The organism is Paenibacillus riograndensis SBR5 (assembly GCF_000981585.1).
In the GTDB taxonomy this organism is placed as follows: Bacteria; Bacillota; Bacilli; order Paenibacillales; family Paenibacillaceae; genus Paenibacillus_AQ; species Paenibacillus_AQ riograndensis.
On record NZ_LN831776.1, the window covers coordinates 4,808,680 to 4,833,344 of the forward strand.

The 24,665-nt window shown below is 45.8% G+C and carries 21 protein-coding genes and 2 pseudogenes; 4 read left to right on the forward strand and 19 right to left on the reverse strand.

Annotated features, from left to right (window positions below; genetic code table 11):
• Positions 1-104 precede the first annotated feature (104 nt).
• From PRIO_RS20400 to PRIO_RS20420, 6 genes are all read right to left on the reverse strand, one after another.
• Positions 105-1,610, reverse strand: coding sequence for an alpha/beta hydrolase family protein (locus PRIO_RS20400; protein WP_039790225.1), 1,506 nt, complete (start codon positions 1,608-1,610; stop codon positions 105-107).
• Positions 1,611-1,848: 238 nt separating this feature from the next.
• Complete coding sequence (locus tag PRIO_RS20405; protein WP_046504399.1) at positions 1,849-2,553, reverse strand: DUF4386 domain-containing protein; 705 nt, start codon at positions 2,551-2,553, stop codon at positions 1,849-1,851.
• Between the two features lie 195 nt (positions 2,554-2,748).
• Positions 2,749-3,567 (reverse strand): hypothetical protein, encoded by an 819-nt coding sequence (locus tag PRIO_RS20410; protein ID WP_046504402.1) that lies wholly within the window; start codon positions 3,565-3,567, stop codon positions 2,749-2,751.
• 140 nt (positions 3,568-3,707) lie between these two features.
• Positions 3,708-5,219 carry a serine hydrolase domain-containing protein gene (locus PRIO_RS20415; protein WP_046504404.1) on the reverse strand — a complete coding sequence of 504 codons (1,512 nt, stop codon included), beginning with the start codon at positions 5,217-5,219 and terminating at the stop codon, positions 3,708-3,710.
• Positions 5,220-5,408: 189 nt separating this feature from the next.
• Positions 5,409-5,567, reverse strand: a complete 159-nt coding sequence (locus tag PRIO_RS36145; protein ID WP_020432410.1) for a hypothetical protein — start codon at positions 5,565-5,567, stop codon at positions 5,409-5,411.
• On the reverse strand, positions 5,568-6,809 hold the full coding sequence (locus tag PRIO_RS20420; RefSeq protein WP_020432411.1) for a pectin acetylesterase-family hydrolase: 1,242 nt from the start codon (positions 6,807-6,809) through the stop codon (positions 5,568-5,570).
• Positions 6,810-7,080: 271 nt separating this feature from the next.
• Between PRIO_RS20420 and PRIO_RS36150 the strand changes: the two genes are divergently transcribed.
• The gene (locus tag PRIO_RS36150; protein WP_020432414.1) at positions 7,081-7,719 is read left to right on the forward strand and encodes an SMI1/KNR4 family protein; all 639 of its coding nucleotides are present in this window, start codon (positions 7,081-7,083) and stop codon (positions 7,717-7,719) included.
• Positions 7,720-7,854: 135 nt separating this feature from the next.
• On the opposite strand, the gene PRIO_RS20435 is transcribed toward PRIO_RS36150, so the two are convergent.
• Positions 7,855-8,430 (reverse strand): GNAT family N-acetyltransferase, encoded by a 576-nt coding sequence (locus PRIO_RS20435; protein WP_020432416.1) that lies wholly within the window; start codon positions 8,428-8,430, stop codon positions 7,855-7,857.
• 143 nt (positions 8,431-8,573) lie between these two features.
• Here PRIO_RS20435 and PRIO_RS20440 point away from each other — a divergent pair, with 143 nt between their 5' ends.
• Positions 8,574-9,428: a nitroreductase family protein gene (locus PRIO_RS20440; RefSeq protein ID WP_020432418.1), complete on the forward strand. Its 855-nt coding sequence runs from the start codon at positions 8,574-8,576 to the stop codon at positions 9,426-9,428.
• A gap of 221 nt (positions 9,429-9,649) precedes the next feature.
• Here the strand turns inward: PRIO_RS20440 and PRIO_RS20445 are convergent, their stop codons facing one another.
• Positions 9,650-10,708 (reverse strand): RNA-guided endonuclease InsQ/TnpB family protein, encoded by a 1,059-nt coding sequence (locus PRIO_RS20445; RefSeq protein WP_046504410.1) that lies wholly within the window; start codon positions 10,706-10,708, stop codon positions 9,650-9,652.
• A 91-nt stretch (positions 10,709-10,799) separates the two neighbouring features.
• A pseudogene (gene tnpA, locus PRIO_RS34990) lies at positions 10,800-10,977 on the reverse strand (IS200/IS605 family transposase); the annotation flags it as partial.
• Positions 10,978-11,237: 260 nt separating this feature from the next.
• On the opposite strand from tnpA, the gene PRIO_RS20455 reads away from it, so the two are divergent.
• Complete coding sequence (locus PRIO_RS20455; protein ID WP_046504412.1) at positions 11,238-12,326, forward strand: nucleotidyltransferase domain-containing protein; 1,089 nt, start codon at positions 11,238-11,240, stop codon at positions 12,324-12,326.
• Between the two features lie 37 nt (positions 12,327-12,363).
• On the opposite strand, the gene PRIO_RS20460 is transcribed toward PRIO_RS20455, so the two are convergent.
• The 8 genes and pseudogenes from PRIO_RS20460 to PRIO_RS36935 form a co-directional block, all read right to left on the reverse strand.
• The gene (locus PRIO_RS20460; protein ID WP_197545358.1) at positions 12,364-12,750 is read right to left on the reverse strand and encodes a VOC family protein; all 387 of its coding nucleotides are present in this window, start codon (positions 12,748-12,750) and stop codon (positions 12,364-12,366) included.
• A gap of 58 nt (positions 12,751-12,808) precedes the next feature.
• Positions 12,809-13,213 (reverse strand): contact-dependent growth inhibition system immunity protein, encoded by a 405-nt coding sequence (locus PRIO_RS20465; RefSeq protein ID WP_046504414.1) that lies wholly within the window; start codon positions 13,211-13,213, stop codon positions 12,809-12,811.
• 33 nt (positions 13,214-13,246) lie between these two features.
• Complete coding sequence (locus tag PRIO_RS20470) at positions 13,247-13,864, reverse strand: HAD family hydrolase (protein ID WP_046504417.1); 618 nt, start codon at positions 13,862-13,864, stop codon at positions 13,247-13,249.
• Positions 13,865-14,494: a class I SAM-dependent methyltransferase gene (locus tag PRIO_RS20475; protein WP_020429493.1), complete on the reverse strand. Its 630-nt coding sequence runs from the start codon at positions 14,492-14,494 to the stop codon at positions 13,865-13,867. It abuts the gene before it with no gap.
• Positions 14,495-14,530: 36 nt separating this feature from the next.
• A complete protein-coding gene (locus tag PRIO_RS20480) occupies positions 14,531-15,454 on the reverse strand; it encodes an alpha/beta fold hydrolase (protein WP_046504420.1) in 924 nt (307 codons plus the stop codon).
• A gap of 114 nt (positions 15,455-15,568) precedes the next feature.
• Positions 15,569-15,784: pseudogene (locus tag PRIO_RS36925) on the reverse strand (DUF6809 family protein); the annotation flags it as partial.
• 192 nt (positions 15,785-15,976) lie between these two features.
• On the reverse strand, positions 15,977-17,851 hold the full coding sequence (locus PRIO_RS36930; RefSeq protein ID WP_046504423.1) for a carbohydrate binding domain-containing protein: 1,875 nt from the start codon (positions 17,849-17,851) through the stop codon (positions 15,977-15,979).
• Positions 17,782-20,658 carry an alpha-amylase family glycosyl hydrolase gene (locus PRIO_RS36935; RefSeq protein WP_231869725.1) on the reverse strand — a complete coding sequence of 959 codons (2,877 nt, stop codon included), beginning with the start codon at positions 20,656-20,658 and terminating at the stop codon, positions 17,782-17,784. The genes PRIO_RS36930 and PRIO_RS36935 overlap by 70 nt, the downstream gene beginning before the upstream one ends.
• Positions 20,659-21,096: 438 nt before the next feature.
• On the opposite strand from PRIO_RS36935, the gene PRIO_RS20500 reads away from it, so the two are divergent.
• The gene (locus PRIO_RS20500; RefSeq protein WP_046504426.1) at positions 21,097-22,185 is read left to right on the forward strand and encodes an RNA-guided endonuclease InsQ/TnpB family protein; all 1,089 of its coding nucleotides are present in this window, start codon (positions 21,097-21,099) and stop codon (positions 22,183-22,185) included.
• 185 nt (positions 22,186-22,370) lie between these two features.
• Here PRIO_RS20500 and PRIO_RS20505 read toward each other — a convergent pair whose 3' ends face one another.
• Both PRIO_RS20505 and PRIO_RS20510 read right to left on the reverse strand, forming a co-directional pair.
• Positions 22,371-23,093 (reverse strand): response regulator transcription factor, encoded by a 723-nt coding sequence (locus tag PRIO_RS20505; RefSeq protein ID WP_046504429.1) that lies wholly within the window; start codon positions 23,091-23,093, stop codon positions 22,371-22,373.
• A gap of 274 nt (positions 23,094-23,367) precedes the next feature.
• Entirely contained in the window at positions 23,368-24,348 is a 981-nt protein-coding gene (locus PRIO_RS20510) for an aldo/keto reductase (protein ID WP_020428537.1), read from the reverse strand.
• Positions 24,349-24,665: the final 317 nt, after the last annotated feature.

The window sequence follows — 24,665 nt, forward strand, 5'->3', positions numbered from 1 at the left end:
AACTGAATATGAACAAGCGGAAAACTCCCCTTCAAGTACCGGTTTATTTATTAAACCTGTCTACTTGAAGGGGAGCAATCAAAATCGGTAACTTATTCTGTAATTTATAAAAGCGAGGTTACAATCTTCACCTCCGGAAAGCGGCTATCCGGTCCTTTCATTAAGCTTCCGCCTTGATTTTTCAGATACATATCGAAGAAATCCAGCATATAGGCATTGATAATGGAGTCCGCTCTTTCGGGCGCAATCTTTCCTGTAATGCCCAGCATTTTGAATATTGGAGAAATGAACTGTACGTCGGTAAAATTTAAATGCTCCGTTTTTTCGATATAGAGGAATTGTCCCCCTTCGCCGACCGTTTCGCGCATCCGTTCAAGCTCCAGCTTCTTATCCTCCGTTACCTGGTCATTCCACTCTCTTGTTGAGCCCATACGCTTAAGCTCTGCATCCGTGTAGACCCGGTTATCCATCACCATTTTTAATCTTTCGAATTCGCTTTCCGAGTTGATGAACAAAAACGGCTTTCGCAGACCCTCTCTGTCACGCAGTCGATAGAGCCCTCCATCCAAGTCTATGCCAACCGTGATTCGCGGATCGTAAGATGCGTCATAGGCCGTCGCTCCGCCGATGGAATGACCGAACACTCCGACATGGCCGAGATCAATCCTCCCTTTGAAATCACTTGAAATCTGCCCCGATTGGATGAGCTCGAATTGGTCCAGCACAAACACCACATCGTCGGTTAAAACTTTCCCCAACTTGTCGCGATTTCCGCTTTCCGTCCGGTAGTCATGGTCGGGCGAGAATAAGTCGTCGGTTGTGCTGGTCGTGACTCGGCCGTCCGGAAACTCGGTTGCAAATGTATTGTAGGTGTGATCGATCACTGCCACGATATATCCGTGACTCGCGAGATTTTCGGCTTGCGACGTGTGGAGGAACCTGGATGAGCCGTTGCCGGGATTCGCAAGGATCAGCGGGTATGAAGTTTGTGCCGAAGAGACTTCGGCCCCTGAATAAGCATGACTGGATACGTACTTCAGATGTTGAAAAGTAAACCCGGGAAGGCCATAGTTCGCGGCCATATAACGTAAAATTGGGGTATCTGGAATAAAGGGAGCATACCTGCCGGTGCCAGCTTGAGCCGGATACCATACCTGAACCATCAACTCCCTCTTGCCTGTCGCGGTTGTGCCAAATGTCTCCTCCCGGCTTGGATCAGTGAAATGAAAGACTTGCGTGCCTACCTTCAACTCGCCGGTTGGCGCCGGAAGGTCGAATACGGGAAACACATAAAGGAAGCACGAAGTTGCGATTAGCCCAAACACGATAAAAAGGCGGCCCAGAACCCTACGGATTCTCGAGGCAGTCCGAACGACTTTCGGCGTTATGAAAACGTCTCTAAGCGAAAGCAGAAGCATCAGGACCGTAAACCCGTATAAAAATAAAAGCTGAACCCTGTACCCTTCGACAAGCAAATGTATCACTAAAAAAATGGAGCCTGCTCCGCTTGTCAGAAGCAAAGCTGGTCTTCGGATACGTTGATTGAAAATGAACAGGAGTGCCAACAAACAAACACTTGAAAAGAATAGCAGAATCTCAAAAAACCTCACGCCAACTCCCCCTTAAAAATAATCCTTTCAATGGATTAGTATAGAGAAGCAGCAAGGTTGATACTATTGATCTAGATGACAATTGCCTTACACGCTTGTAAGGTTGTTTGTTTTACAATTGTTTAAAAAATGGACAGCCACAATAAAGCTAATGTCAATAGGTATATATGTAGTGCGAAAGTGGCTGGAGCGTAACATCTATAAATGGTGGCTCCACTTGCTCCTAGCACAACGATTTTCATGCGTTATTCGCTGCTCCCCTCAGCTCTTTATCGTCAACGTTAAATCCTTTTATCATTAGAAATAAAGCCAGAATCAATTCGCCAAAAGCCGTTGGTGCATTTAAGAGCATATAGGCCGAAGTTGTGATCGAAATCCCGTCCGATAATAGAATCAACGTAGCGGCAACTGTACAGATGGAACCTATCATCCCCCATACCGCCAGCCATCTTGGAATCCGTCGAGTTGTATATAGGCAATAATACAGAATTAAACTGCCGATACTCCATGGCAAGATCATGCCAATATGATTAACGAAATCCCGGCCCTGCCGAAGCCATTCTGCATTCCATTCAAAGATAACTGCGTTTACAGGAGTGGCCGATACTGCACTTTGGCTGATTTCCAATAAAAGAGGGAGAAAACCGATTCCGAGGAAAAGAAAACCTGCACCTATTAATTTGAAAGCGACAAATCCTGTTACGAATCGCTCGCTGTAAGTCTTTAGAAGGGAATAAAACAATACGGTTATAGCAACATATGCTACGGCCATTGCCGTTTGAAAAAAAGCCGCTGTCAACACATGCTTTTCGAGATTTGGCAACTGTTCGAAATAATCGGAACGTTCTAATGCAGGCACAGAGCTAAACACACCAAATATCATGCTGCTTATAAGAAGCAGTCCCAACTGGATCGCCGTTCGTCTATTTGTTTTAATAACCAATCACTCCCCGATATAATGAAATGTTCTTATTACATCATATCGGTTCCCGGCAATAACGCGGTAGCTACTAAAGTAGGGTACGCAGCACAAAAGTAATCCGACCTCTCGAGCACGCGCAATCGCTTCTGTACGCCTCTTCACCTGCAACTCCTCAAATATGCAATTATAAGGAATACGATCATTATGAGTTTTCAGTTACTGGTTTATAACAAACACACCAACCTGCTCCCCAAACTGTCCAATCCACAGTTCTCCGTTACCAATCATAACACCTTTCCAATTGACAAATACTTTTTCGACTTTTTGCGCTAATAATGCCTGCTTAACTTTAGCAGTTATGATTTTGTCGTATTTTGCAATAAAATCCTTCTTGGTTTTGATTTGCATGGTTTTTCCGTTATGATTCACTTTCAATGGGTACACTATCAAATTGGCTACTTCGGATTTTTTTCCTTCTTTAACGTTTTTTTGGAGCAAACTGAAGTTATGCTCAAATACGATTGGATCGTTGATGCCTGCGACTTCATATGGATTGTTAAGGATATTAACCGCAATAACTCCAAGTTTATTGTTTTGATTACCAATCCACAAATCTCCATCTCCATCTCCAACCATAATCCCTTGGTAGTTCACAAACACCTTATCGGCTTTTTGAGCTAACAGATTTTCACGTACACGGGAAGTAAAGATACGATCATATTTTTTAATAAATTCATTTTTGTTATAAAAAACATATTTTTTGTTGTCTTTGTTTAAATTCAGTGGATAGGAGATCAGATCTGCCACTTCTGCTGGTTTGTTGCCCTCAACTGCTTTCTGCAATTTTGCAAAATAAGCCGTAAATTCCGCTGGATCGTTGATGCCCGCAACCTCATAAGGATTACTGCTAGCTGAACTCGTTACGTTAGTTGAAGTACTTGTACCTTGCTCAGCCCAGGCTTGACCGGGAAATACAGCTGTAACAATTGAGAGACTCAAAATAATTGCAGCTTTTTTCATGCTATTGTTTGTCATAATGGTTTCCTCCTAAATTTATTTCTACTTCGGGTATATACCTAAGATGTGTACCGCAAGTACAACTAGCTATACAAGCCTTATGGTTAATTTACCCAAAAAGGCGGGGGAAGGCTCAAAGGAGAACACGAAGTCTTCATTCAGACGATCGACTTATAACAACTTTTTTTCAAGCATGAGCAGTTGATACAAGCCAAGATAATGGATAACATGCAGCTAATAGCAGCAAGCCCCATCGACAACAATACTGAATAGGACATCCATACGCTAATCATATTGTAATTGTAGTTCAACAGATAAGGCCAGATCAGCACCACTACCAACAGCAGTGCTCTAAAGAGCAGAGTAATACGGGCCCGGATTCTTTTCCTGCGTCTAGCATTTTCATCTATTATGCTTTGGTTTTTCCCTCCGGCTAGTTTAATAACCTTTAGAGTAATGCCAATAGCCGCTAACAGGACTAGGAACGATGATACCAAATCAATTATTATGTAGCTATCGTCATATTTGAAGTTGTGCATTGGATTCCCATTCATTTGCTCATACTTATTCTTAGCAATCAGCGAGGGTGCAGTTGAATTCAAATTAGCGAGCACGAATACCGCCTCCTGCCGCTCCAGGTCGATAATGACCTGAGAGGAATAATTCGGGTTACTTCCGCTATGACTGATCACCCGGTTGACCCGGTCATTGCTCCATCCGAAGGAATAGTATTGGTTCTTAGCTTCATATCCGGCTGCCCGGATGTCAACCTCATGGGATTGTTGAATGGCGTTCTTCAGATTATCCGGTACATCGCTTATTCCCATCTGGGCGTTGATCCAATGCTCCAAATCCTTTATATTCGTTACCAAATATCCCGCAGCAATATTCCCGTAATATCTGGGGGCATTATATGCTAAGCTTTTTCCAAAAAACACGCGATAGCCTTGGGTAAGCTGATCCGGTTTCTTTTCCTGTCCTGATGAAAAATAACTGTCTGTCATCCCCAGCGGAACCAGAATGTGTTGAGTCACATAATCCTGATAGCTTATGCCTGTAACTTGTTCAATAATCATTGCTAAAATATCATAATTAACAGTTGCATACTGATGCTCAGTCCCGGGATATGTATCTAATGTAATGCCTGAAATCTTATGTATGGTTGTTCCAAGCATTTCCTCAGTACTACCTTCTGGAATTAACCTGATGCTCCATGACGGTATACCGCTTGTATGAACCAACAGCTGGTTAATCGAAATCTTAGTTTTCTCTCCCTTATAGGTTGGCGCAAACCATGGAAGATAATCTGAAATATAATCGGAATAAGCTAAGGCTCCCTCTTCTTGTAACAAAATTATAGCCAGAGCCGTAAACGCCTTGGTGGTCGAGCCCAATTCAAACAACGATTCTTCAGTGACCTGCTTTTTTTGATCAACATCGGCGTAGCCGTATACCTTAAATTCTGCCTTGCCCTGCTTGGATGATACGATAGCTACGCCTGGAGTCGCTGTTTTGTCCATGATGGTTTCCACCATGTTTTGCTCATTATCATATTTCCCTGATGCAAATAAAGTTCCAATCCCATGCCAACAGGCAATAGTAGTGATGATCACGATCAGCAGGATTATACCTACTGCAGCTATAGTTCCTTTTCTCCTAATTATCTTCAAGTTCAAAATCTCCCTCTTTTCTAAACACGCAGTGCTCTTTTTAATTTAGACGTTCGATCTCCCCCATTCCCTTCAAAGATACATCTTGCTTCCAAATCAAAAACTCCTGCCAAAACATCAGCAGAAGTTTCATTAAAAAATTGATTCACACGAACACCCCATCAATGAGATGTACGTGTGGGTCAATAACTAGCTATACACATCGGCAAAAATGCGCAGTCCTTTAATAATGACATAGGCGAAAACACTGATCACCACCAGAAAAATAGCGCCGATAAACAGCCTGAAGAACACCGGTACTTCACTGAAAAAGTCAAAAAATCCGCCCGGTTCCCTGAATCCGCCCACCTATTCTCCCCCTTTCGTACCAACGCTCTCTTCTGGAGCGCCCTTTTTTTCCGTCCGTTCCCCTTCATCCGCCGGAGCAGACAATAACTTACCGCCAACGGAATATTTCTGCCGTTTGTTGATGATGTCATCCAGCCAATCCGCCAGCCGCACCCCGTCTTCCTCTGTCTTGAATAAGACATCGCGGGTCGCGAAGGTATGCGAGGTGGTGCCTTTTTTGGCATCCAGCCCGTCATCGGTCACAAAATAAACATAATTCGGAAGGGTTTCGGCCAATTCCCGGACTGCTGACGTCATCCTTCTAGACCAGGCGGCTGCATCGCTTTGGCTGGAGACCGGGGCTTTATCGTTGATTTTATTCTCAAAATGGGTCAAGATTTCATCGTACAAAGAATAGGATTGCAAAAAGACCGTCCCGTCCGCCATTTGACGGCTATTGCCTCTAACCGCCGCGCCGATCAGATCCGCAGCCGCCGGATAACCGAAGTTCTTCTTGAAATCGGCATGCCATTCGTTATCAACGATCCCAGGCCATTTGTCGCTGTATAAAAAAGAACTGTCCGAATATTGATAAATTTCGGCATCTTTGTAATGCCCGGCGATTTCGGGCGCCCAGAAGGCCGACCCGAAGCCGCCGGCGCTTTCTCCGGCAATCAGCAGTTTATCCGGCTGAACGGCATGTTCGTAAATCCAGTCCAGACTGCTTTGCACATTATTTCTGCCGTTATAATTCACGATAAGGCTGCTGCCATCCTTCTCCGGGTATTTGGCGATACGGTTGCCGATATGGAAATCGCCGGTCGAATAAGGAATATATGCGACATTCCACTCCCGGAAGGGGTTCTCCGGCCGGTCCGCCATGATTCCGTCCAGCAGGGTCAGCATGTAAAAAGGCAGATTTGCAAAGTAATTGCCGGGATCTTTTCCCGTGAGAATGTTGGTAATTTTCATCGGGCTAGCCGCGCTGGGGGCATCCCAGCTAACCCCGCCGCCGGAGAAAAAAATAATCCAGTTGCGGCTGCTCCCTTTTTTGGTCAGCAGATAATATTCCGAGCCGTCGCTTGAACGGACGTTTCCGCCCAATTCTACCCTGTTCCACTTATGAGGCTTCGTATCGGCGTACTCGGCAATCTGTGTCGGCCGTTTAATGACAAAGGCATACACTACACCCGCTCCCACCAGGGTTAAGGCCAGCAGCGCCACCAATGAAATTTTCAACCATTTACCGGTTTTTCTCTTCATTTCCCCTGATCCCTCCTTACTTAGAAACTGTATGTACAGTCCGCAACGGCTACTCGCCTGCCTTCTTCAAATATACCCCATTTGCAGCACCTGGGGCCAATTTTTCCATGCATCCCCGGTTCTGTTTGAAGCGGAGACGCCTGTACACCGCATCTTTTGGGGAGGAAGATTTCGTAAAGCATGGTACAATGATACTGATGCAAACCATTCAGTGGGAACGGCCGGACATGCCTGCCATGCCGGATTTCCCCGTAATACAGGAGGTCATGTGATGGGCAATATTGCTGCGGTGTGGCCGGCTTTTATACAGGCCATGAGCGAACAGGAGCGGAGGTTCCCCGAATTTTTGAATGAACCGGCTACGGAGGAGGAATTGCTTGAAGCGGAACAGCAGCTCGGCTTCCCGCTTCCGGAGGAAGTAGAGGAATTATATCGCATACATAACGGACAAAATCATATGTACGGCATCGTATTCGGGCTCGACTTTTTGTCCCTGACTGAGCTGTGCAGAAAGTGGAATGACTGGAAAGAGCTGATTGATTCGGAAGGACCGGAAGGCCTTGAAGAACTGGGAGGCCTGTGCACCTCCGCTCCGCCGGGCGCGATCCAAACCGTATATGCCAATCTCCGCTGGATTCCCCTCTTTTACGATGGATCGGGCAATGCGGTTGGGGTCGATCTGGACCCCGGCGAGCAAGGAAGCATGGGCCAGATCATCAATTTCGGGCGCGACGAAGATAACAAACTGGTGCTGGCGCCGAATCTCGCCGCTTTTATCCCGCGTTATCTGACGGCATTCGCGGGCGAGGTTGAGATTGAGGCCGAAGACGATGAAGATGATATTTTCTTCAGCCTGGACGCCCATGCCATTGATGTGTGGAAACGCAAGGCAAAAGAGGGCGCACACTGACCCTCCCGAGTGCTATGAGGCTATACATCGCTGGCTGCGCTTAGCTGCCGGGGTTGCGGAGTGCGTTCTGCTTTAGTCTTTTTTGCGCAAAATCGTGCCCGGCGGTCCCGGATATCCAGCAAGCGGAACCCAAATTCAGTCTGTTTTTCGCTGATTCTTATCCCGGCCAATCACATACTCCATCTGTATATCAAACGGCTCCAGCGCCACATGATGCGCGTTAATCTCCACCGCATCAACACAGCCCAACGCCCGGTAAAAAGCCTGTGTTTCTTCTGCGGAATGCGCGGAGATATACAGCTTCTGCGCGCCCCACGCTTCAGCCTGCTCCGCCGCCATCATAAACAAGCTTCTTCCAAGCCCGGCATGGCGGAAATCCGTGGAGACATGCAGCTGCATTAAATCCGCGTACTGCTGCGCACTGCCGAACAGCTCGCGCAGCAATGCGGCAAACGCGGCGATTTGCCCGTTATGTACAGCACATATGACCTTCCCCCCATTATGAATACATGTATGAAAATCCTCGGCAATGATTTCGTTTTTGGTTGCGGCGTCCCAGTTGTCAATGAACGGCGCATCGACCAGCTTCCGCTCCCCTTCAACTGTGCGCCAGGCGCGGGTCACCCGTTGAAATCTGTTGAAGGAATCCAGCAGGCCCGGCCGCAAATCATCCAGGCTTAAGCTTTTAAATTCTATATTTTGAATCCTCATCGTCCATCATCCCCGCTCTCCAACAATTCCTCTCTGCTACTTACAGGAACAACAGCCGCATCAATGCGCCTATGGTATACTATGGAAAAGAACTTGAACAGTAATTTATTTCCACATCTAATTTGATATGGAGGAATAAAATTATGAGCACTGCATTGGCACTTCCGCTGGAGGAAACCATCAAAACCCGTTCCTCGGTCCGGACCTATTCCAGAGAAAGCATCGAACAAGGGACCAAAGAGCAGATTCAGTGGTTCATCGGCACATTGGGCAATCCTTTCTCGGCAGAGGTACATTTCAAGCTGCTGCAAACGGAGCAGGCCGCAAACGCGCGGAAGCTCGGCACCTACGGCGTTATCAAAGGCGCCAAAGATTATATCGGGGCTTCCGTGACCAACGGAGCACTGGCGCTGGAGGCGCTGGGCTATGAGTTTGAGCATTTGGTTTTATATGCGACCTCATTAGGGCTCGGCACCTGCTGGATGGGCGGAACCTTCAATAGAAGCGAATTCGCCAAAGCGATGGACGTGCGCGAAGGTCAACTGTTCCCGGTTATCTCTCCAATCGGTTATGCCGCCGGTAAAAGACGCTTGACCGAAAACATCGTCCGCAAAGTGGCCAAATCGGACCAGCGCATGCCTTGGGAGACACTTTTTTTCCGGGAATCCTTCAACAACCCCCTGACTCCCGCCGAGGCCGGAGACTATGCTTACCCCCTGGAAATGACGCGGCTGGCGCCGTCGGCTTCCAACAAGCAGCCCTGGCGGATTATCAGGGATGCGGACGGACAGACCTATCATTTCTATGAGTACAAGGCGCGGGGCTACAGCGATGCGCTTGGCTATGATATCCAGAAGGTAGACTTGGGCATTGCCGCCTGTCACTTTCAGCTTGCAGCAGAGGACAAAAATCTGCCCGGAGCATTTCGCGTGCTGCCTCTCCCGCTGACAAATCCGCCGGAGCATTTGCATTATCTTTTTTCCTGGACGCCCTGTTAAAGTGGGACCTTACCCAACCGAAAGGGTGATTTCATCATGAATTACGCATGCATTGATGATACCCTATGGACCAAGAATAACTTTAACCATTTATTGACACTCCCACAGCTAAAGCAGTGGGATTCTTGGATGATTAAGTCGAAGTGCATTTCTGCTATCGAAGTATGACCCCAAGATTGGGCTGTGCCATCAGCCCTCCTAAGACAGTGCGTTTTAGCATCTTAGGCTGATTGACTATTACCACCAATCACAGGTGCGTGAATGATATTCATTGCACCGACTTTATCACGATGCGTATGAAACCCGCATGGACACGAATATTTTCTATCTATCGCTTTATTTAGCGTAGAGCAAGATGGACATTTTTGCGATGTATACGCTGGATTCACATATTCCACTTTGATCCCTGCCATATTTGCTTTGTATTCAATGAATTGTGCCAAGCGATAGAATGACCATGTGTGTAAATTCTTTTCGTTTTTACGACTTGTTCTTGTCGTTTTTCTGATGTTTGTCAGCTTCTCTAAGTGAATGACAGACACTTGATTCTCCACGGCAAAATTGACAATTTGTCTACTTACTTTGTGGTCCTTATCTTTCATCCATCTTTGTTCTTTATGATCCAGTTTACGAATAGCACATAGCTTTTTCTTCTTTCCTAAAGCTTTTCGTTCACTACGGAACTTGCGTTTCATATATTTGTTTTCTCTACCATTCCCAAAAAATCTCGTCTTTCCTTCGCTAGTCACGACAGCAGCAGGGACTTTTAATCCAAAATCAATGCCTATTACCTGTTCGCCTGTGGTTGTCTCTGTAGGAATTTTAAGTGAAACTTGAGCAAACCATTTTCCTGATTTCTCAACGATTCTCATAAGACCACATTTTGCATTTTGAAGAAATTGTTGATCTCTTTCTGTTAAAAGTGCAGGAAAAATTGTCTTTTTCGCTTTGTTGTCCACGATGATCGGAAAAGCAATAGAGGCATTGCCGATGGAATAGTTTTGGTTATTGATATAGTAGGTTGGTTTCCTTAATATTGGACGCTTCATTTCCTTCTTCGTTTTCTTAAATACGCTTTTAGCATCACGAATCGCTTGATTAAGTACAGCAGAAGGGAGTTTGGCTTTTACATCTTTCGTTGTGAGTTTGGGGAATGAACCTTCTTTTTCTGCTTGTTCTGTTAATGTATTAATCACTCGAATATATTCTCTACTTAATAACTTTAATTCGATGGAGCGACTTGGAAAGAATCTTATCTTTATCGTGACGGACTGCATCAGTTTTCACCCCTCTCCTTAATTTGTTTCGCTCTTTTGATGGATTTATCTCGTCAAATGTTGATTCTCTAATTATAGAACAACCACCTAGCCAAGTCGGCAAAGCATTCAAAAATAGATGTGCGTGATCTTGATCTGTTTCGATTGCGATAATCTCTATTTTTAAATCATCACAAACCTCTTTAATCAACTCCTTAAATTTATTTTCAACATCAATTTTAAAGAATGATTCTTTTTCGATATCGTGGACAAAAAACAAAGTGATCATGGATTAGCTATACAGTTGTGTTGGTTCTTCTATAATTATCCATACATTAATTGTATCAATTTATTTTTAAAACTGAAACATGATAACCAAGAAATGTTGGAACATTAACGTGTCTTAGGACACGCCTGTTCCAATCTCGCTATCATCCCACACATAAAGGAGTGGGCTTTCTCGCTCAAAAAATTCTGGAACGGTAGGATGCATCCATCTCATGTTATATTGGAGTGGCAAATACTGGCGAACATACTAAAGGGGTTATACACTATGGATGAACATACGAAACATAAACTGCTTGAAAAAAACGAACGGCTCATCAACATGGTCATTGAGCGCGTAAAACGTGATTTTCCGGAAGACATCGCCATTATAGCGCTCTCGGGCTCGTTTGTAACGGGTGATTTTCATGAAAAAAGCGACCTGGATCTGATCATCATCAACAATACCGACAGAGGCTGGGAGATATCGTCTTGCTTTATCTTGGAGGACGTTGGTTATGATCTATACTGCACTCCGTGGAATACGCGCATTGAACAGCAAGCGAATCTGGAAAGTCCCATGGTTTCTTCGCTTATCCATATGAAGGTGCTTTACTGTGCAAAACCCGAATTTTTGGAGAGATTGAAAGGTTATCAGCAAAAGGCGCTTGATGAACTGGCCAAGCCCATTGGCCAAACCTCCCTTGCCAGGGCACAGGCGTATATCCGTATGGCAAAGCAATATTATGCAGAAGCTTTGTTGGCAGAGGAAACCGGTGCTGTCCGTTATGCGGCAGGCAATCTGGCTCTTGAACTCTTCAACGCGATTAATTGTCTCAATAATACTTTCTTTCAGCAAGGGATCAAGCGATATCTGGAAGAACTGCGCCCCTTGAAATATTTGCCCCATCATTTCGAGCAAACTTATCTGGACCTGGTAAATGCCCGGTCGGTGGATGAACTCAGAAGTATGGCCTTCCGTCTATTGAAAAATACAACAGTGCTTTATGATCAAATGCAAGCCGAACTGGTTGAACCTCCGGTTCCAACCTATGATAATCTAAAAGGCACATATGAAGAATTGTGGTCCAATCAGAGAAATAAGGTCATTGCCAGCACACAGGCCAAGGATAAGTCATACGCCTTTCTTACCGCACTAAGCGCTCAGGATTTTCTGGATGAGATGCTGGTTAGCCGGGGAACCGCGAAGTTCGATGTCATGAAGCATTTCTCAGCGGATGCTCTGGAAGCTTTTCAGGAACGTTTTATGGGAATTATGGACGAATACCTTGAGGAATATAAAAAAGCCGGCAGGGAAGTTGCCCGCTATGAGTCTATTGATGAGTTAACCAAAAGTTTTATGAGCGGCAGCGTATAACATAGAACCGGGAAGCCGGCTGCCCGACTTCCCTTTGTTAAATGGCTATCCACCAAAACACGCCATATTTATCAATCAGATTTGCACAATACCTGTTCCAGTCGCATGGACCCAAAGAATCAATAACCTTCCCCCCGTTGCTCAATACATCAAATGCCCTTCGAACAGCTTCTTCACTGCCTATGTCAGAGACATTAAATGCCATCGTCTGCCAGGACTTTTTTTCACCCGTGTCACAGTTCTTTGGTGCTTCACTCACAGCCATAAATAACTTTCCATCTAAAGTTAATTCGCAATGCATGTATTCGTTCTTCGCTTCATTTTTTATTTCCAAGCTTTTCTCTAAACCAAAGGCACTACAATAGAAATCAGCAGCTTCTATGCTTCCTTTGACATAAACCTGTGTGCTAATTTTCAAGGTCATCCTCATTTCTCATAAAAATTTAATTATCATCCCCATGTGTGATGGACAATTACATTACTTATTCATAGCTCTGCTTGTAATGGCTTATAATTTCAGTGAACGTTTCTATCTCAACCTTTAATGAATCTATTATGCTATCTAGTTCATAGTGCAACCTACTATGTTGCTTCCAAAAATCCTCCTCAATTCTAACAATTGTATATAACAAGTCGCCCACATATAATTCCCCTGAATTAAATGGATTCCTGGCAAGTCTGTACAATGCAATGGGCACTAAATATTCAAGTGAAATTTGCTGAAGTATCATTAGTCTGAGATCTTCATTAGTCCAATATTCTAAGGGCAGCTTTCTTAATTCATGTACTTTTATAATTAATCCTGTTGAATGAATTGGGGCGTCTCCCCAATCCGTACTCTCAAGTTCATCCAGACACTTTTTGAAATCTATATCTTTTAAGTCCAAATAGAATCTCCCCCTTTCGTACAGAAACGCTAGCTAAAACAACTCCAAAAGCCCCTCGAAACTATTAATGATATAATCATAATCACTAACTTCTCCAAACCCGTAGCTTGCAAATACGAAAGGAATCCCGGCATATCTTGCAGCCTTCAAATCCTTTTCCGTATCGCCTACGTAAACAGGGTTCTTTAAGTTATTTCTTTCCATGACCAGTTTGATATTCTCACCTTTGGACAGCCCGGTTCTCCCCGGATTCTCAAAGTCTACGAAATACTTTTGTAATTGATGATATTCATAAAAAGCTTCAATATATCCGTCCTGGCAATTACTCACTATGAACAGCTTATATTTTGCAGATAAAACTTTAAGGACCTCTTCCAACTGTTCAAATAACCTTCCGCCTTGTTCAGCCAGGCTCACACACTCCGCATCATAACACTGTCCTAGAATCTTTTGCTGTGCCTCTTCATCTAAGCCAGGAAACATTTTTCGGCCGGCTTCATCCGCTTGCAGACCCATAATTCCTCTTAAATCTTCCTTAGTTACTTCCCCTATGCTCCCTTTATATTCGCTCAGTACTCTGTTCCATACATCTGCAACAACATCCAAGGAATCCCATAACGTTCCATCCAGATCAAAGATCATGCTATCCATTTAAAATTCTCCTAACTTATAGTTATATATTGTTGGTTTCGCCCAAATCAGATGAACCATATTCAGCCAGTGGCTTTCCACTTTATCGATTTGCATACGTGACTCCTGGACCAGTCCAATAATATCCCTTGTATGATGGCATCCATAAACACGATATAGCAGCGGATTAAGCGCTTTTTGCATCACAGCTACCATAAAGTTAGAACTGAGCCCATGCTCCATGAACAGGATTACCCCGTCCGGTTTACACCAGCGGTTGACTTTATCCAACATCCTTAGCGGATTCTTATAGCTGCAAAAGGATAATGTGGAAACAATAGTATCAAACGATTGATCGGAAAAGTTGATTTCCTCCATATCGGAACACATAAATTCGGCATTCAGATGATGGTACCTTGCGGCCTGCCGTGCTTTGTCAATCATTTCCTTACTAAAGTCCGCTGCAGTAATCTTGACTTCCGGAGGATAAAAGGGGAAATTAGCACCCGTGCCTACTGCAAGTTCCAGCACATTGCCCTTCGCGTGACCTATAAGATTCTGCCGCCAGCGCTGTTGTTTGGGATCTTCTCTTTTTTTGTCATATTGGGTAGCTTGTCTATCAAAAATATTTATCAACCGCTGTTTATCCATCTTTCGCTGATCAGCTCATTCCATAATTGATCGTGTTTAGCTTAATAGGCCCGTTTTTTCTGTTTTTTTAAGTATTTTAACTATTGAATCAATAACAACCTGCGGGTTATCAATATGTATGTTATGTCCGCTATCATGGACTTCAATCATTTTTCCATCAGCCGACATATTTTTCATATCATTTGCCACTTCCTTGAGTTTCTCTCTTATGATTCTCTTTGCTTCTTCTTTCGTCCCCGGATAAAATTCGTTAACTATTCCAGACTTAATAACGATTAAAGGAATATCTTTTATTTTCGAGCCTCTTACTTTAGCATATCCGTCCTGAACGTTTAAGAACTCATTATATGCAGTAACCATAGACTTTTTTTGAAAAGATATTTTCCATAAAAGACCTTGAATTTGCTTCGGGAATGGTCTTATGGTCTTGGAGAAACCAGGAAAAATTTTAAAAACTGCCAACAACTTTAGTATACCAATTTTAGATAATACTTGTAAAAACCAAAAGAATTTAACCGCAAATAGTTGTCCCTTCCTATGTTCTTCAGGAAAACGGGCAGTCATTTCATCTTCATGCATTGAATCCACAAGTACTACTCCTGCCACTAGTTCCGGATGTTTGTGGGTAAACATTCTTACATTTAAGCCGCCATACGAATGACCAACAAGAATATAGGGTCCCTTGATTCCTTCTATCTGTAATAACTCATACAGTTCGGAGATACATCGCTCATTGGTGCGCGGGAACGGTCCTAATTCACTCCATCCATAACCCGCACGATCATAAACTATGGTTGTCGTGATTCTGGCGATTTCAGGTGCAACAAGAGACCATAACAAGGCTGATGAACCACAACCATGCTCAAAAACTACGGGGAGATATCGTTCATCCCCCCCTTCGATCATCCTAAACAGCTTATGACTTCCGATATTTGTGAATTCCCCTCTATCAATTTGCACGTTTTCAGCCTTCTTTTTTTGGATTTCAGGGTAATTCTACCATAAGATAGAAGATTCTAGTGCTAATTAATTCGAAGTAATAAAGTATAGGCCCTGAATACCTAAGAGATCGAGTTATTCCCTTGAATCACCAACAGCCTTTCCCTCCGCCCCCATCACCTCAATCATCATTAACGCCCCCAGCCGAAACCCTTCCTTATATGCGGCAGCTGAATACATGGAGGTACTTTGCCCCAATAGATCAATGAACTTTTCCAACTCATCGTACTCTTGCAGGGACAGCTTCTTGTGATAGGCATTAATGAACGAAGAAATCTCTCGGTTAAGTTCTTGGTATTCGGAATAGTAAAATCCACTTCGTTTGGCCGATTAACATGTACTCTTTTCTCGCGTGAAGCCTTATCTCCATATACTCCGCTTGCCACATTAAAGCGCTGCCACTAGAAAAGAGATCAGCCTGTATTTTGGCCGACCTCTTTGTGTTGTTGCGGGGAATTGTAATTCAATAATAGCCGTCCGCGATTATTTGCCGATGCGAGCGAACGGAGCAGTCAATAAATCGATGTCACTCCACTCTTTAGGGGAGTTGGAATCGGATATCCCTGGCGTATCGGAAGTCGCTGGATCATTTGGGAGGGTGTCCATTGGCGAGTATTCGCCTTGGTGCAGCATTACGCCGATACCCGTGTTCTCCATATCCGGATTTCCGAGTGCGCTGAGCGGAATTTTCGCTTCATAGAAAGTGTCGCGATTGGAATCGTGGCCAAGCGCCATGAAGTTGACGAGCTTGCTTGGATCATTAACATCATCAGCATCTTTCACGCCCCACAGGGAAGTATAACCTTTACCTTTAGCAAATTTAACGGTAATACCTGCTGCTGTCCCTGTCTTATAGTTCACCCCGCCATCGTCGACCGGGAATACACCGTTTACGGCTCTGGAAAGGTAACCGGAGTGGAACATATTCGAAGCGATGTTGAATTGATAATCGGGAAGATCCAGCCCGCCCCAGAGCGGTTGATTTCCATTTTTCTTCCACATATCATGTGTTGCACCTGCACCACTAATCGTATCTATCGCAATCGTCTGCGGCATATCCATGGAGCGGATCGGTGTACCGCCTGCCGAACCAGCATTAGCAGGATCAACGATGTCTGTAACATCTACATACTGCCAAGCCAGATACAGGAACTCGTTGTCCCATGCAGCCCACAGATGGCTGAGGTCCATTGGCGTTTCATGAAGTGACCAGTTGCTGCCAAGTGTACGCGGATCATCACCGGCCATGTCGATTGCAATCAGCATGTCATCTGTCCATTCTCCACTGTTAGTTCCATCAATTGTGATTGGAGTGGATACGCGTTTACCAAACGAAGGGTTAGTGGAATATGGCTTGTCCCCGCCAGGAATAACGATCGTTCCTTTTAATGTCACCACTGTAAGCTCAGCGCTCGCTGCTGAGAAGTTATTTGCAGCATCGAAAGCTTTTACCGTGTAGGTATACGGTGTTTCTTCAGCCAGACCAGTGTCCGTGAATGCAGGCGTTGTTGATGTTCCTACTTTCACTGCGCCACGGTAGATCTCGTAACCTGCTACCGCCACATTATCCGTTGAAGCTGTCCACTGAAGGGCAACACTGGCAGAAGTTGCTGTACCTTTTACATTTGTTGGCGCCGAGGGTGCGATAATATCACCAGCGCCCGGTACTTCGATGGTTACTTCATTGCTGTTAGCGGAGAAATTATTTGCAGCATCACGGGCACGGACCTGGTACTTGTAAGTCGTCCCTTCCTTCACCGTGCTGTCGATATAAGTTGTCGCCTTCACCGTAAATGTCTCCGTGCTTGTACCAGCCTTACGGGTAATTTGGTAATCTGCTACGCCAACATTGTCACTAGAAGCACTCCAAGTCAAAGTGACCGTCTTAGGAGTTCCACTGCTGAGATTACCAGCCAGGTTAGCCGGGATTGAAGGAGCAGTCGTGTCGGAACCTGCCGGCTTCTCCCCAAGCTTCACTTGTCCAGGAGCATTGTTGTTGCCGGGAATGTAAATATTGTCGCCTGTGTTGAAGAAGTAGTTCTTCTGACCGTTGCTGTCCCAAACGATGCTTCCGTTATTAAAGCAAGCTTCCAAACGGCTGGCGGTTCCAACATCAACCGTTATTTTTTTGTAGCCAGGGTTCGACGGGTCATTCTCCATCTTCACGCCTGGAGCGGATGTCCATGTGCCACCCTCAGCACGATAATGAATGTTAACATTTGTCCAGCCCTCTTTGTAGTAAACGGTAACTTTATTGCCCGGATTGGGAGATCCCGGTTTACCGGCAGTCACTTTACCTGAATCATAGGTATTGTCGCCTTTGCTGAAGAAATAGTTCTTCTGATTGTTGCTGTCCATTGACCGCTGCCATTGTTGAAAGCAACCTCTGCGCGTGTTGCTGAGGTTCCCAGGTCAATCGTGTACACAGCATACCCAGGAATTTCAGAATCTTCCATTTTCACGCCAGGGGCGGCTGTCCAGTTGCCACCTTCAGCGCGGTAGTGAATATAGGGAGTTGCATATCCTTTTTTGTAGTAAATCGTAGCGGTGTTGCCATTGCCTTGCCCAGACGGCAAAGTCTTAACGCTGAGCTCGTTACTTGGATCGGATGTGCCGCCGGATTGGCCCTTTGCAATCACTTTGTAGGTATACGTTGTTTCTGCAGTCAAGCCTGTATCCTTATAAGTTGTTGTTGCGGACGATCCAACCTTCGCATTGTTGCGGTATACGTCGTATCCGGCAATTCCGGAGCTGTCGGTGGACGCATTCCACGTCAATGTTACTGTTTTGTCTGTTTTCACAGAACTAGCTAGGTTTGTTGGAGCCGTCGGTTTAGTTACGACACGCGGATCTGTATCGGACCACACGCTTCCGTCATACCAGCCTGTTGTTGTTCGGGTGAAGCCAGCCTGGTTTTGGGCAGGCAATTGTTTGCCAGTAGCATCTTTAAAAATAACCGTAGCTTGTTCAGCCTTGTCGAAGCTGTAGACATACCAGTCTCCGCCAGCGTTTGTCATAGCCGGAGCTGTAGCCCAGGTTGGGTCATTATCCTTTGGTGCTGTGTCATAGAAGTAGATGGATGGTGCTCCCCATCCGGACGGTTTCTTGAAGTAGACTTCCAGCTTGGCGTTGGGATCGCCCTTCGTGAACTCGTACGAAGCAGTCCCTTCGCCATTTTCATTCGTAGCGTACATCTTCAGCGTTTTCGTGTCATTAATAGCCATGTCTGCGCCAATCGGGATTGTTGTTCCATTGGTAAATGCAGTCCCGTTAATCGGATCACTGCCATCCAGCGTGTACTTGCCGCTGTCCGCATTCTTGATCGACAACGTTACAGTGGTCGTTCCGGTTTTGAATTTACCGCCTGCGGGTGAAGCAGTCAGAACCGGGAACTTCTTATTTACGCCAACATTTTCAATCAGAATAACACCGTTGGTTCCGGCGGTAAATCTGGCCTTGCCTCCGCTTACAACCACTTCGTTTTTCGTGTAAGCATCGCGGACAGTAGTCCCATCCGGGAAGATGCCGGATACATTCACATCCACAGTTCCGGAGGCTCCTGTAGCCACGACTACTTTATCCAGAACATCACCTGTCTCATAGGTGCGTGAGAACGTATACGGACCGTCCGCAATTTTCTTATGCGTTCCTGCGCCTACCGCAATGTGATTGTTTCTGAATTGTCCAAGCTTCTGCCAGTGTGACAGAACACTTTGGTTCATGCTGCTCCAGTTCATCTGTGAACGCGAGCCTTGATCCTGGTCAGAGCCGGTAGGCCCGAACGGTCTTGCTGTTTCATCTCCATAGAAGGTTTGCACTCCGCCTGGAAGAAGCAGAAGCGCGGTACCTGCCTGAATCAGGTTTCCACGGTTGTACAACCCTTTATCGTGGGAAGAAAGGTAGCTGAGCATATTGTAGTTAGGCAGATCTCCGTTTAATTCACTTGCATACCGGGAGAAGAGCCCTTCCAGGTCGCTTATATTAGCGCTTTGGAAGGAGAAGTTGATTAAGGAATCGAACCCGTTATCGAAATAAGTGCCGGTTCTTCCGAGGCCATGACCCCAAACTTCCCCGGTCATCCAGAAGTTATCTGTCCAATCTGCTCCCGGTTTCGTCGGGTTGTTCTGTCTCCATTTCGCAAGGGAACTGCTTGCGCTTGTTTTGAGTTCTTTCCATCTATCTGCTTGAACATGCTTCGCAGTATCGATACGGAAACCATCAATTCCGAATTCTTCAACCCATGCAGACAGCCATTTGATCATGTAATCCTTAGGGGCGATGTTCAGGTCTTTGCGGTATTGCTTGGCAGCCGGAACGATCCAGTTGTCGTAACCGCTTGCTTCTTTGTTGAACTTTGTCTTCAGTACCGGCGGCAAGCCGGTGCCACTAGTGGATTCGGTCTTGATATCCGGCAGGAACCCTACGCACAGCGTCTGATCGCTGCCGCCGCATTGATCGTAACCTGCAATATTGTTGGCACGAATCCAACTGCTGCCCCACCAGGAAGCCCATGCACTGGAATTATTGGTGTTCATAATGTTATTATGCGTGTGCCAGTTCTGGCCTTGGCCTTTATCCGGAATCCAGCTGCCGGCGAGTCCGCCGCGGTCACCGTATCCGTATTCCGCCATATCTACAAGTGTCGGATAAGCGACATGGTTCATAACCACGTCAAGGACAACACGAATTCCTTTGGCATGAGCAAGATCAACGAACTCGCGCATTTCAGCAATGGTACCCATGCTCTTATCCATTGCAGTGAAATCAAGTGCATAATAGCCATGGTAGCCATAGTGAGCAAAGTCACCATCTTTACCGCCTACCCAGCCGTGCATTTGTTCCCAAGGAGCTGTGATCCAAATTGCATTTGTACCCAAGTCTGTGAAATAGCCTTCCTCCAGCTTCTGTGTCAAACCTTTAATATCTCCGCCGTGGAATGTACCCACATTCGAGCCCCACGCATCTGTCTTAGGTCTGCCATAAGCGCCGTCATTGCTGGTATTACCGTTGTTGAAACGGTCTGTCATGACGAAGTAAACGTTTGCATTATCCCAGCTGAATGGGCTTGCTTCTTGCTGCTGTCCGCCGCTGCTGGTTGCTGCAGGTGCTGCTGTGTCCGTTGCTGTGGGGGGTACTGTGGCTGCTGTTGCTTGTCCCGCTGGCAATACTGCAACGCTCCATAGCATTGAGCAGAGCAGCATTATGCTTAGTAAAACTTTGCAACTTTTTTTTACCATTAGCTTTTTTCTCCTCCTGGACCTTTTGGTATGAAACGAGTGGCGTGATCCGAAAACCAGCCGGCGGTATACTACTAAAAAAGCTGGATTTTTCGGATTGCAATCGTTTGCACTCAAGTCCATATTACCAACTTATGTTAAAGTCTAGTTAAAGTAATGAAATATGTTTTTAACGGCCTTCTGAGAGAAGTCCCCTTCCTCTGCAGGTAGGGGATGAATCTCGGTTAGGCGAAGCCTAAATGCATGTTCTATTGTGTGTGCCCTTGGGCGACAAAATCATCCTATCTTTTTCCAATAAGAGGATAGATGTTGGATGTTTGTGTGATATAATAGGAACATATGATCCGATCAAGGTGGTGACCTTTCGTGCAAATCACTTATCAGTTTCGCCTCTATCCAACTCCCAAACAGGAGCAACTCATGATTCGAACGTTGAGGTTGTGCCAGAAGCTGTACAATCGGGCTAAGGAGCAACGAGATACCGCCTACACTCAGGAGGGTAAACCCGTCACCTATGCCATGCAGCAGGACGAATTGCCCGCCTTCAAGAAGGAATTCCCCGAATATAAAGCCGTTCATTCGCAAGTGCTGCAGGATTGCCTGCGACGGCTGGATGATGCCTATCAGCGATTCTTTCGCGGGGAGGCGGGGTTTCCCCATTACAAGTCGGCCGACCGATATCTCTCTTTTACATACCCCCAGCCTGGTGCGGTAGCCAAGACATTGGCCCACGAGGGATCCGTCTATTTGTCCAAAATCGGCTGGGTCCGCATGCATGCACACCGTCCATTCGACCGGGCAAACGTGACCCAAATCAATGTAAAACGATATGCAGACGGGTGGATGGCAAATATAGGCGTGAAGCTGGCGGCAGTGGAAGCAGGCCAGTCGGTGGATGCGGCCGTGGGCATCGACGTAGGGCTGCGCACGTTTGCGGCGCTGTCCGACGAGACGAAAGTGGACAACCCGCGGCATCTGCGAAGAGCGGAGAAGCGGCTCAGACGCGCCCAGCGGCGGCTATCCCGCAAACAACGCGGTTCCTGCAATCGGCAGAAAGCCAAACGGAAGGTCGCGAAAATCCACCAGAAAGTCGCGCGGCAGCGCAACGATTTTTTGCATAAACAATCTTATCGTATCGTCATGAAGCATGATCTGATCGCGGTGGAGCAATTGAAAGTGAAAAACATGCTCCGAAATCGCCGGCTGTCCAAAAGCATCGCGGATGCCGGATGGCGAAAGTTCATGACGTATCTGTCGTATAAAGCGGAAAGACAGGGGAAGCGATTCGTACAAGTGCCTGCCCACGGCACATCGCAGACCTGTATATGCGGCGCGGATGTGCCGAAAACGTTGGCTATTCGGCTTCATGAATGCAAAAGATGCGGATGGGTGCAGGACCGAGACATCGTATCCGCTAAGGTCATTTTGCAGCGGGCTTTGAAAATCAGTGCATGATGGATTGATCGCCGTAGGGAGGGTTTGCCCCGAACGGGATGCATACTGCATCGAACGCTTGTGGAGATCATGTAAGACCTTTCTACAAAAAGGCAGCGATCGTCGAAACAAGAAGCCCCCGCCTCTATAGGCGGTGGGAGTATTCACGAAAAGTTATAGATTATTCGATATGCGGTGCTTTAAATTCATGCGTCTAAGGATTCCGTCATTAGTGAGACCGATCCGTTAAATTTGTAACCGACACCTCTGACAGTATGGATATATAGCGGTTCACTCGGGGTTTTCTCAATTTTTTGCCGCAAGTTATAAATATGAACCATGACGGTTCGTATGTCCCCTTGCTTCATGTCATTCCAAATCAGATCATATAAGGTTTCGGTGGGAAATACGCGGTTTGGATTTTTTGCCAGAACAACAAGGAGTCGGAATTCTTTAGAAGATAAAGAGACTTCCCTGCCATAGGCGATTACTGAGTGGGTAGTAGGATCAATCTGCAGGCCTGGATAGAGTATCAAATGACGCTGATTAACAGGGAAAGCCCGTTTATACCTGCGGAGGTGTGCTCTGATTCGGGCAAGCAATACTTCAAAGCTGTAGGGTTTGGCAATAAACTCATCTGCCCCCCGGTTCAAGGCTTCAATCCTGAGATAATCATCGGTTTGATGACTTGTATAAAGCACTGGTTTATCACTGAATTTGCGCAATTCGGTGCATAAGTTCAAGCCGTCCGCCCCTGGCATTGACAGTTCAAGAATAATTAAATCAGGATCGTGAGAATGAATGAAGCTGACCAATGCTTGTCCGCTGTGAGTATATCCAACAGCTTCATATCCATGCTCTAGTAAGGATTGAACCAACAACTTGCGAGTTTCAGTATCATCATCAATGATTATGATTTTTTCCCGCATTCATTTATCTCCTTTCATTATTTTGGAAAGCGCTTTCTAAACAATACCTTATTGTAGATATTAACATTACAAGGTGAACTTTAGAGCGTGCATAAAGTCCTGTTATATACATACATAAATATCATTTCCTGTAGAATAATGCAACTATATAAACCACAATTAAGAATATAATCTGACAAGCCGGCTATCAATTGTTTCCATTGATAACGTTAGCCTCCAAAAAACAGCGGCAGTCCAGGACTGGTTTTCTCGTCCATGTCTGCCGCTGATTCTTTTATAGAGCACCAACCACCGGATGCGGAACATACGGCTCTTCCAGCGAAGCGATTTCTTCGGGTGTTAGCGTGATGGACAGCGCGGCTGCCGCATCTTCGAGATGGGAGATTTTGGTAGCACCGATAATGGGAGCGGTCACGGGTTCTTTCTGCAATAACCAGGCCAGGGCAACTTGAGCGCGTGGAACACCGCGTTGTTCTGCGATTGCTGCAACCTGTTCTGCAATCAGGCGGTCAGTCTTTGCCGTGGCATCGTATTTGGATTTTTGGACCTGGTCAGTCTCGGAGCGGTGTGTGGATTCGGACCAGTCCCGCGTCAATCTGCCAGAGGCCAGCGGGCTATAGGGAATGACAGCGATTTTTTCTTCCTTGCATAGCGGGAGCATTTCCCTCTCCTCTTCACGGTATAAGAGGTTCAAATGATTCTGCATCGATACAAACCGGGTCCATCCATGTTTTTCAGCAACATGCAGTGCCTTCAGGAACTGCCATGCGAACATGGCTGAAGCCCCAATATATCTTGCCTTCCCGGCCTTAACCACATCATGCAGGGCTTCCATCGTCTCTTCGATCGGCGTATGGTAATCCCAGCGGTGAATCTGGTACAGGTCCACATAATCGGTTCCCAGCCGCTTCAGACTTTTATCGATTTCACTCATAATCGCCTTCCGGGAAAGTCCGGCCCCATTGGGGCCTTGATGCATACGAAAATGTACTTTCGTCGCCAGGACAATTTCATCCCGATGGGCATAATCCTTCAAAGCCCGGCCCACAATTTCCTCGCTTGTTCCATCTGAATATACGTTCGCCGTGTCAAAAAAATTGATACCCAGTTCAAGGGCTTGTTTGATAATAATACGACTGCGGTCTTCATCCAATACCCAGGGATGGACCCATCGATCTGCTTCACCAAAGCTCATACAGCCCAGGCACAGCCGGGAGACATCCAAGCCCGTATTTCCAAGCTTTACAATTTCCATTAGAGTGTTCCTCACTTTCCCGTTGAGTGTTGTCCTTCTTAAATATTAGAATCAAATTCAATACTGCATATTTTATGGCACTGATTCCTATGCCCTCATATTTGTTCATACACGTATCCTTCATGTGGCTTCAGCTCATTTCCCGTTCCGTCTTTTACAACACAATTCATTCATGACCTATAGGTGCATTATACTATGAGATGGAAGAATATTACGATTGTTATGAATCTATACAACTAAACAAAAAACTCCTGCCAAAAATCAGCAGAAGCTTCTTGGAATAATTATTCACACTGGCGGGGAGGTGTTAGTGTCCT

Coding starts and splice junctions, on each gene's coding strand:
- PRIO_RS36930 (WP_046504423.1), bottom strand. CDS start 17,851: ATGGACAGCAACAATCAGAAGAACTATTTCTTCAGCAAAGGCGACAAT.
- PRIO_RS20435 (WP_020432416.1), bottom strand. CDS start 8,430: ATGAGGATTCAAAATATAGAATTTAAAAGCTTAAGCCTGGATGATTTG.
- PRIO_RS20460 (WP_197545358.1), bottom strand. CDS start 12,750: ATGACCTTGAAAATTAGCACACAGGTTTATGTCAAAGGAAGCATAGAA.
- PRIO_RS20455 (WP_046504412.1), top strand. CDS start 11,238: ATGGATGAACATACGAAACATAAACTGCTTGAAAAAAACGAACGGCTC.
- PRIO_RS20420 (WP_020432411.1), bottom strand. CDS start 6,809: ATGAAGAGAAAAACCGGTAAATGGTTGAAAATTTCATTGGTGGCGCTG.
- PRIO_RS20510 (WP_020428537.1), bottom strand. CDS start 24,348: ATGGAAATTGTAAAGCTTGGAAATACGGGCTTGGATGTCTCCCGGCTG.
- PRIO_RS20440 (WP_020432418.1), top strand. CDS start 8,574: ATGAGCACTGCATTGGCACTTCCGCTGGAGGAAACCATCAAAACCCGT.
- PRIO_RS20410 (WP_046504402.1), bottom strand. CDS start 3,567: ATGACAAACAATAGCATGAAAAAAGCTGCAATTATTTTGAGTCTCTCA.
- PRIO_RS20475 (WP_020429493.1), bottom strand. CDS start 14,494: ATGGATAAACAGCGGTTGATAAATATTTTTGATAGACAAGCTACCCAA.
- PRIO_RS36150 (WP_020432414.1), top strand. CDS start 7,081: ATGGGCAATATTGCTGCGGTGTGGCCGGCTTTTATACAGGCCATGAGC.
- PRIO_RS20470 (WP_046504417.1), bottom strand. CDS start 13,864: ATGGATAGCATGATCTTTGATCTGGATGGAACGTTATGGGATTCCTTG.
- PRIO_RS20505 (WP_046504429.1), bottom strand. CDS start 23,093: ATGCGGGAAAAAATCATAATCATTGATGATGATACTGAAACTCGCAAG.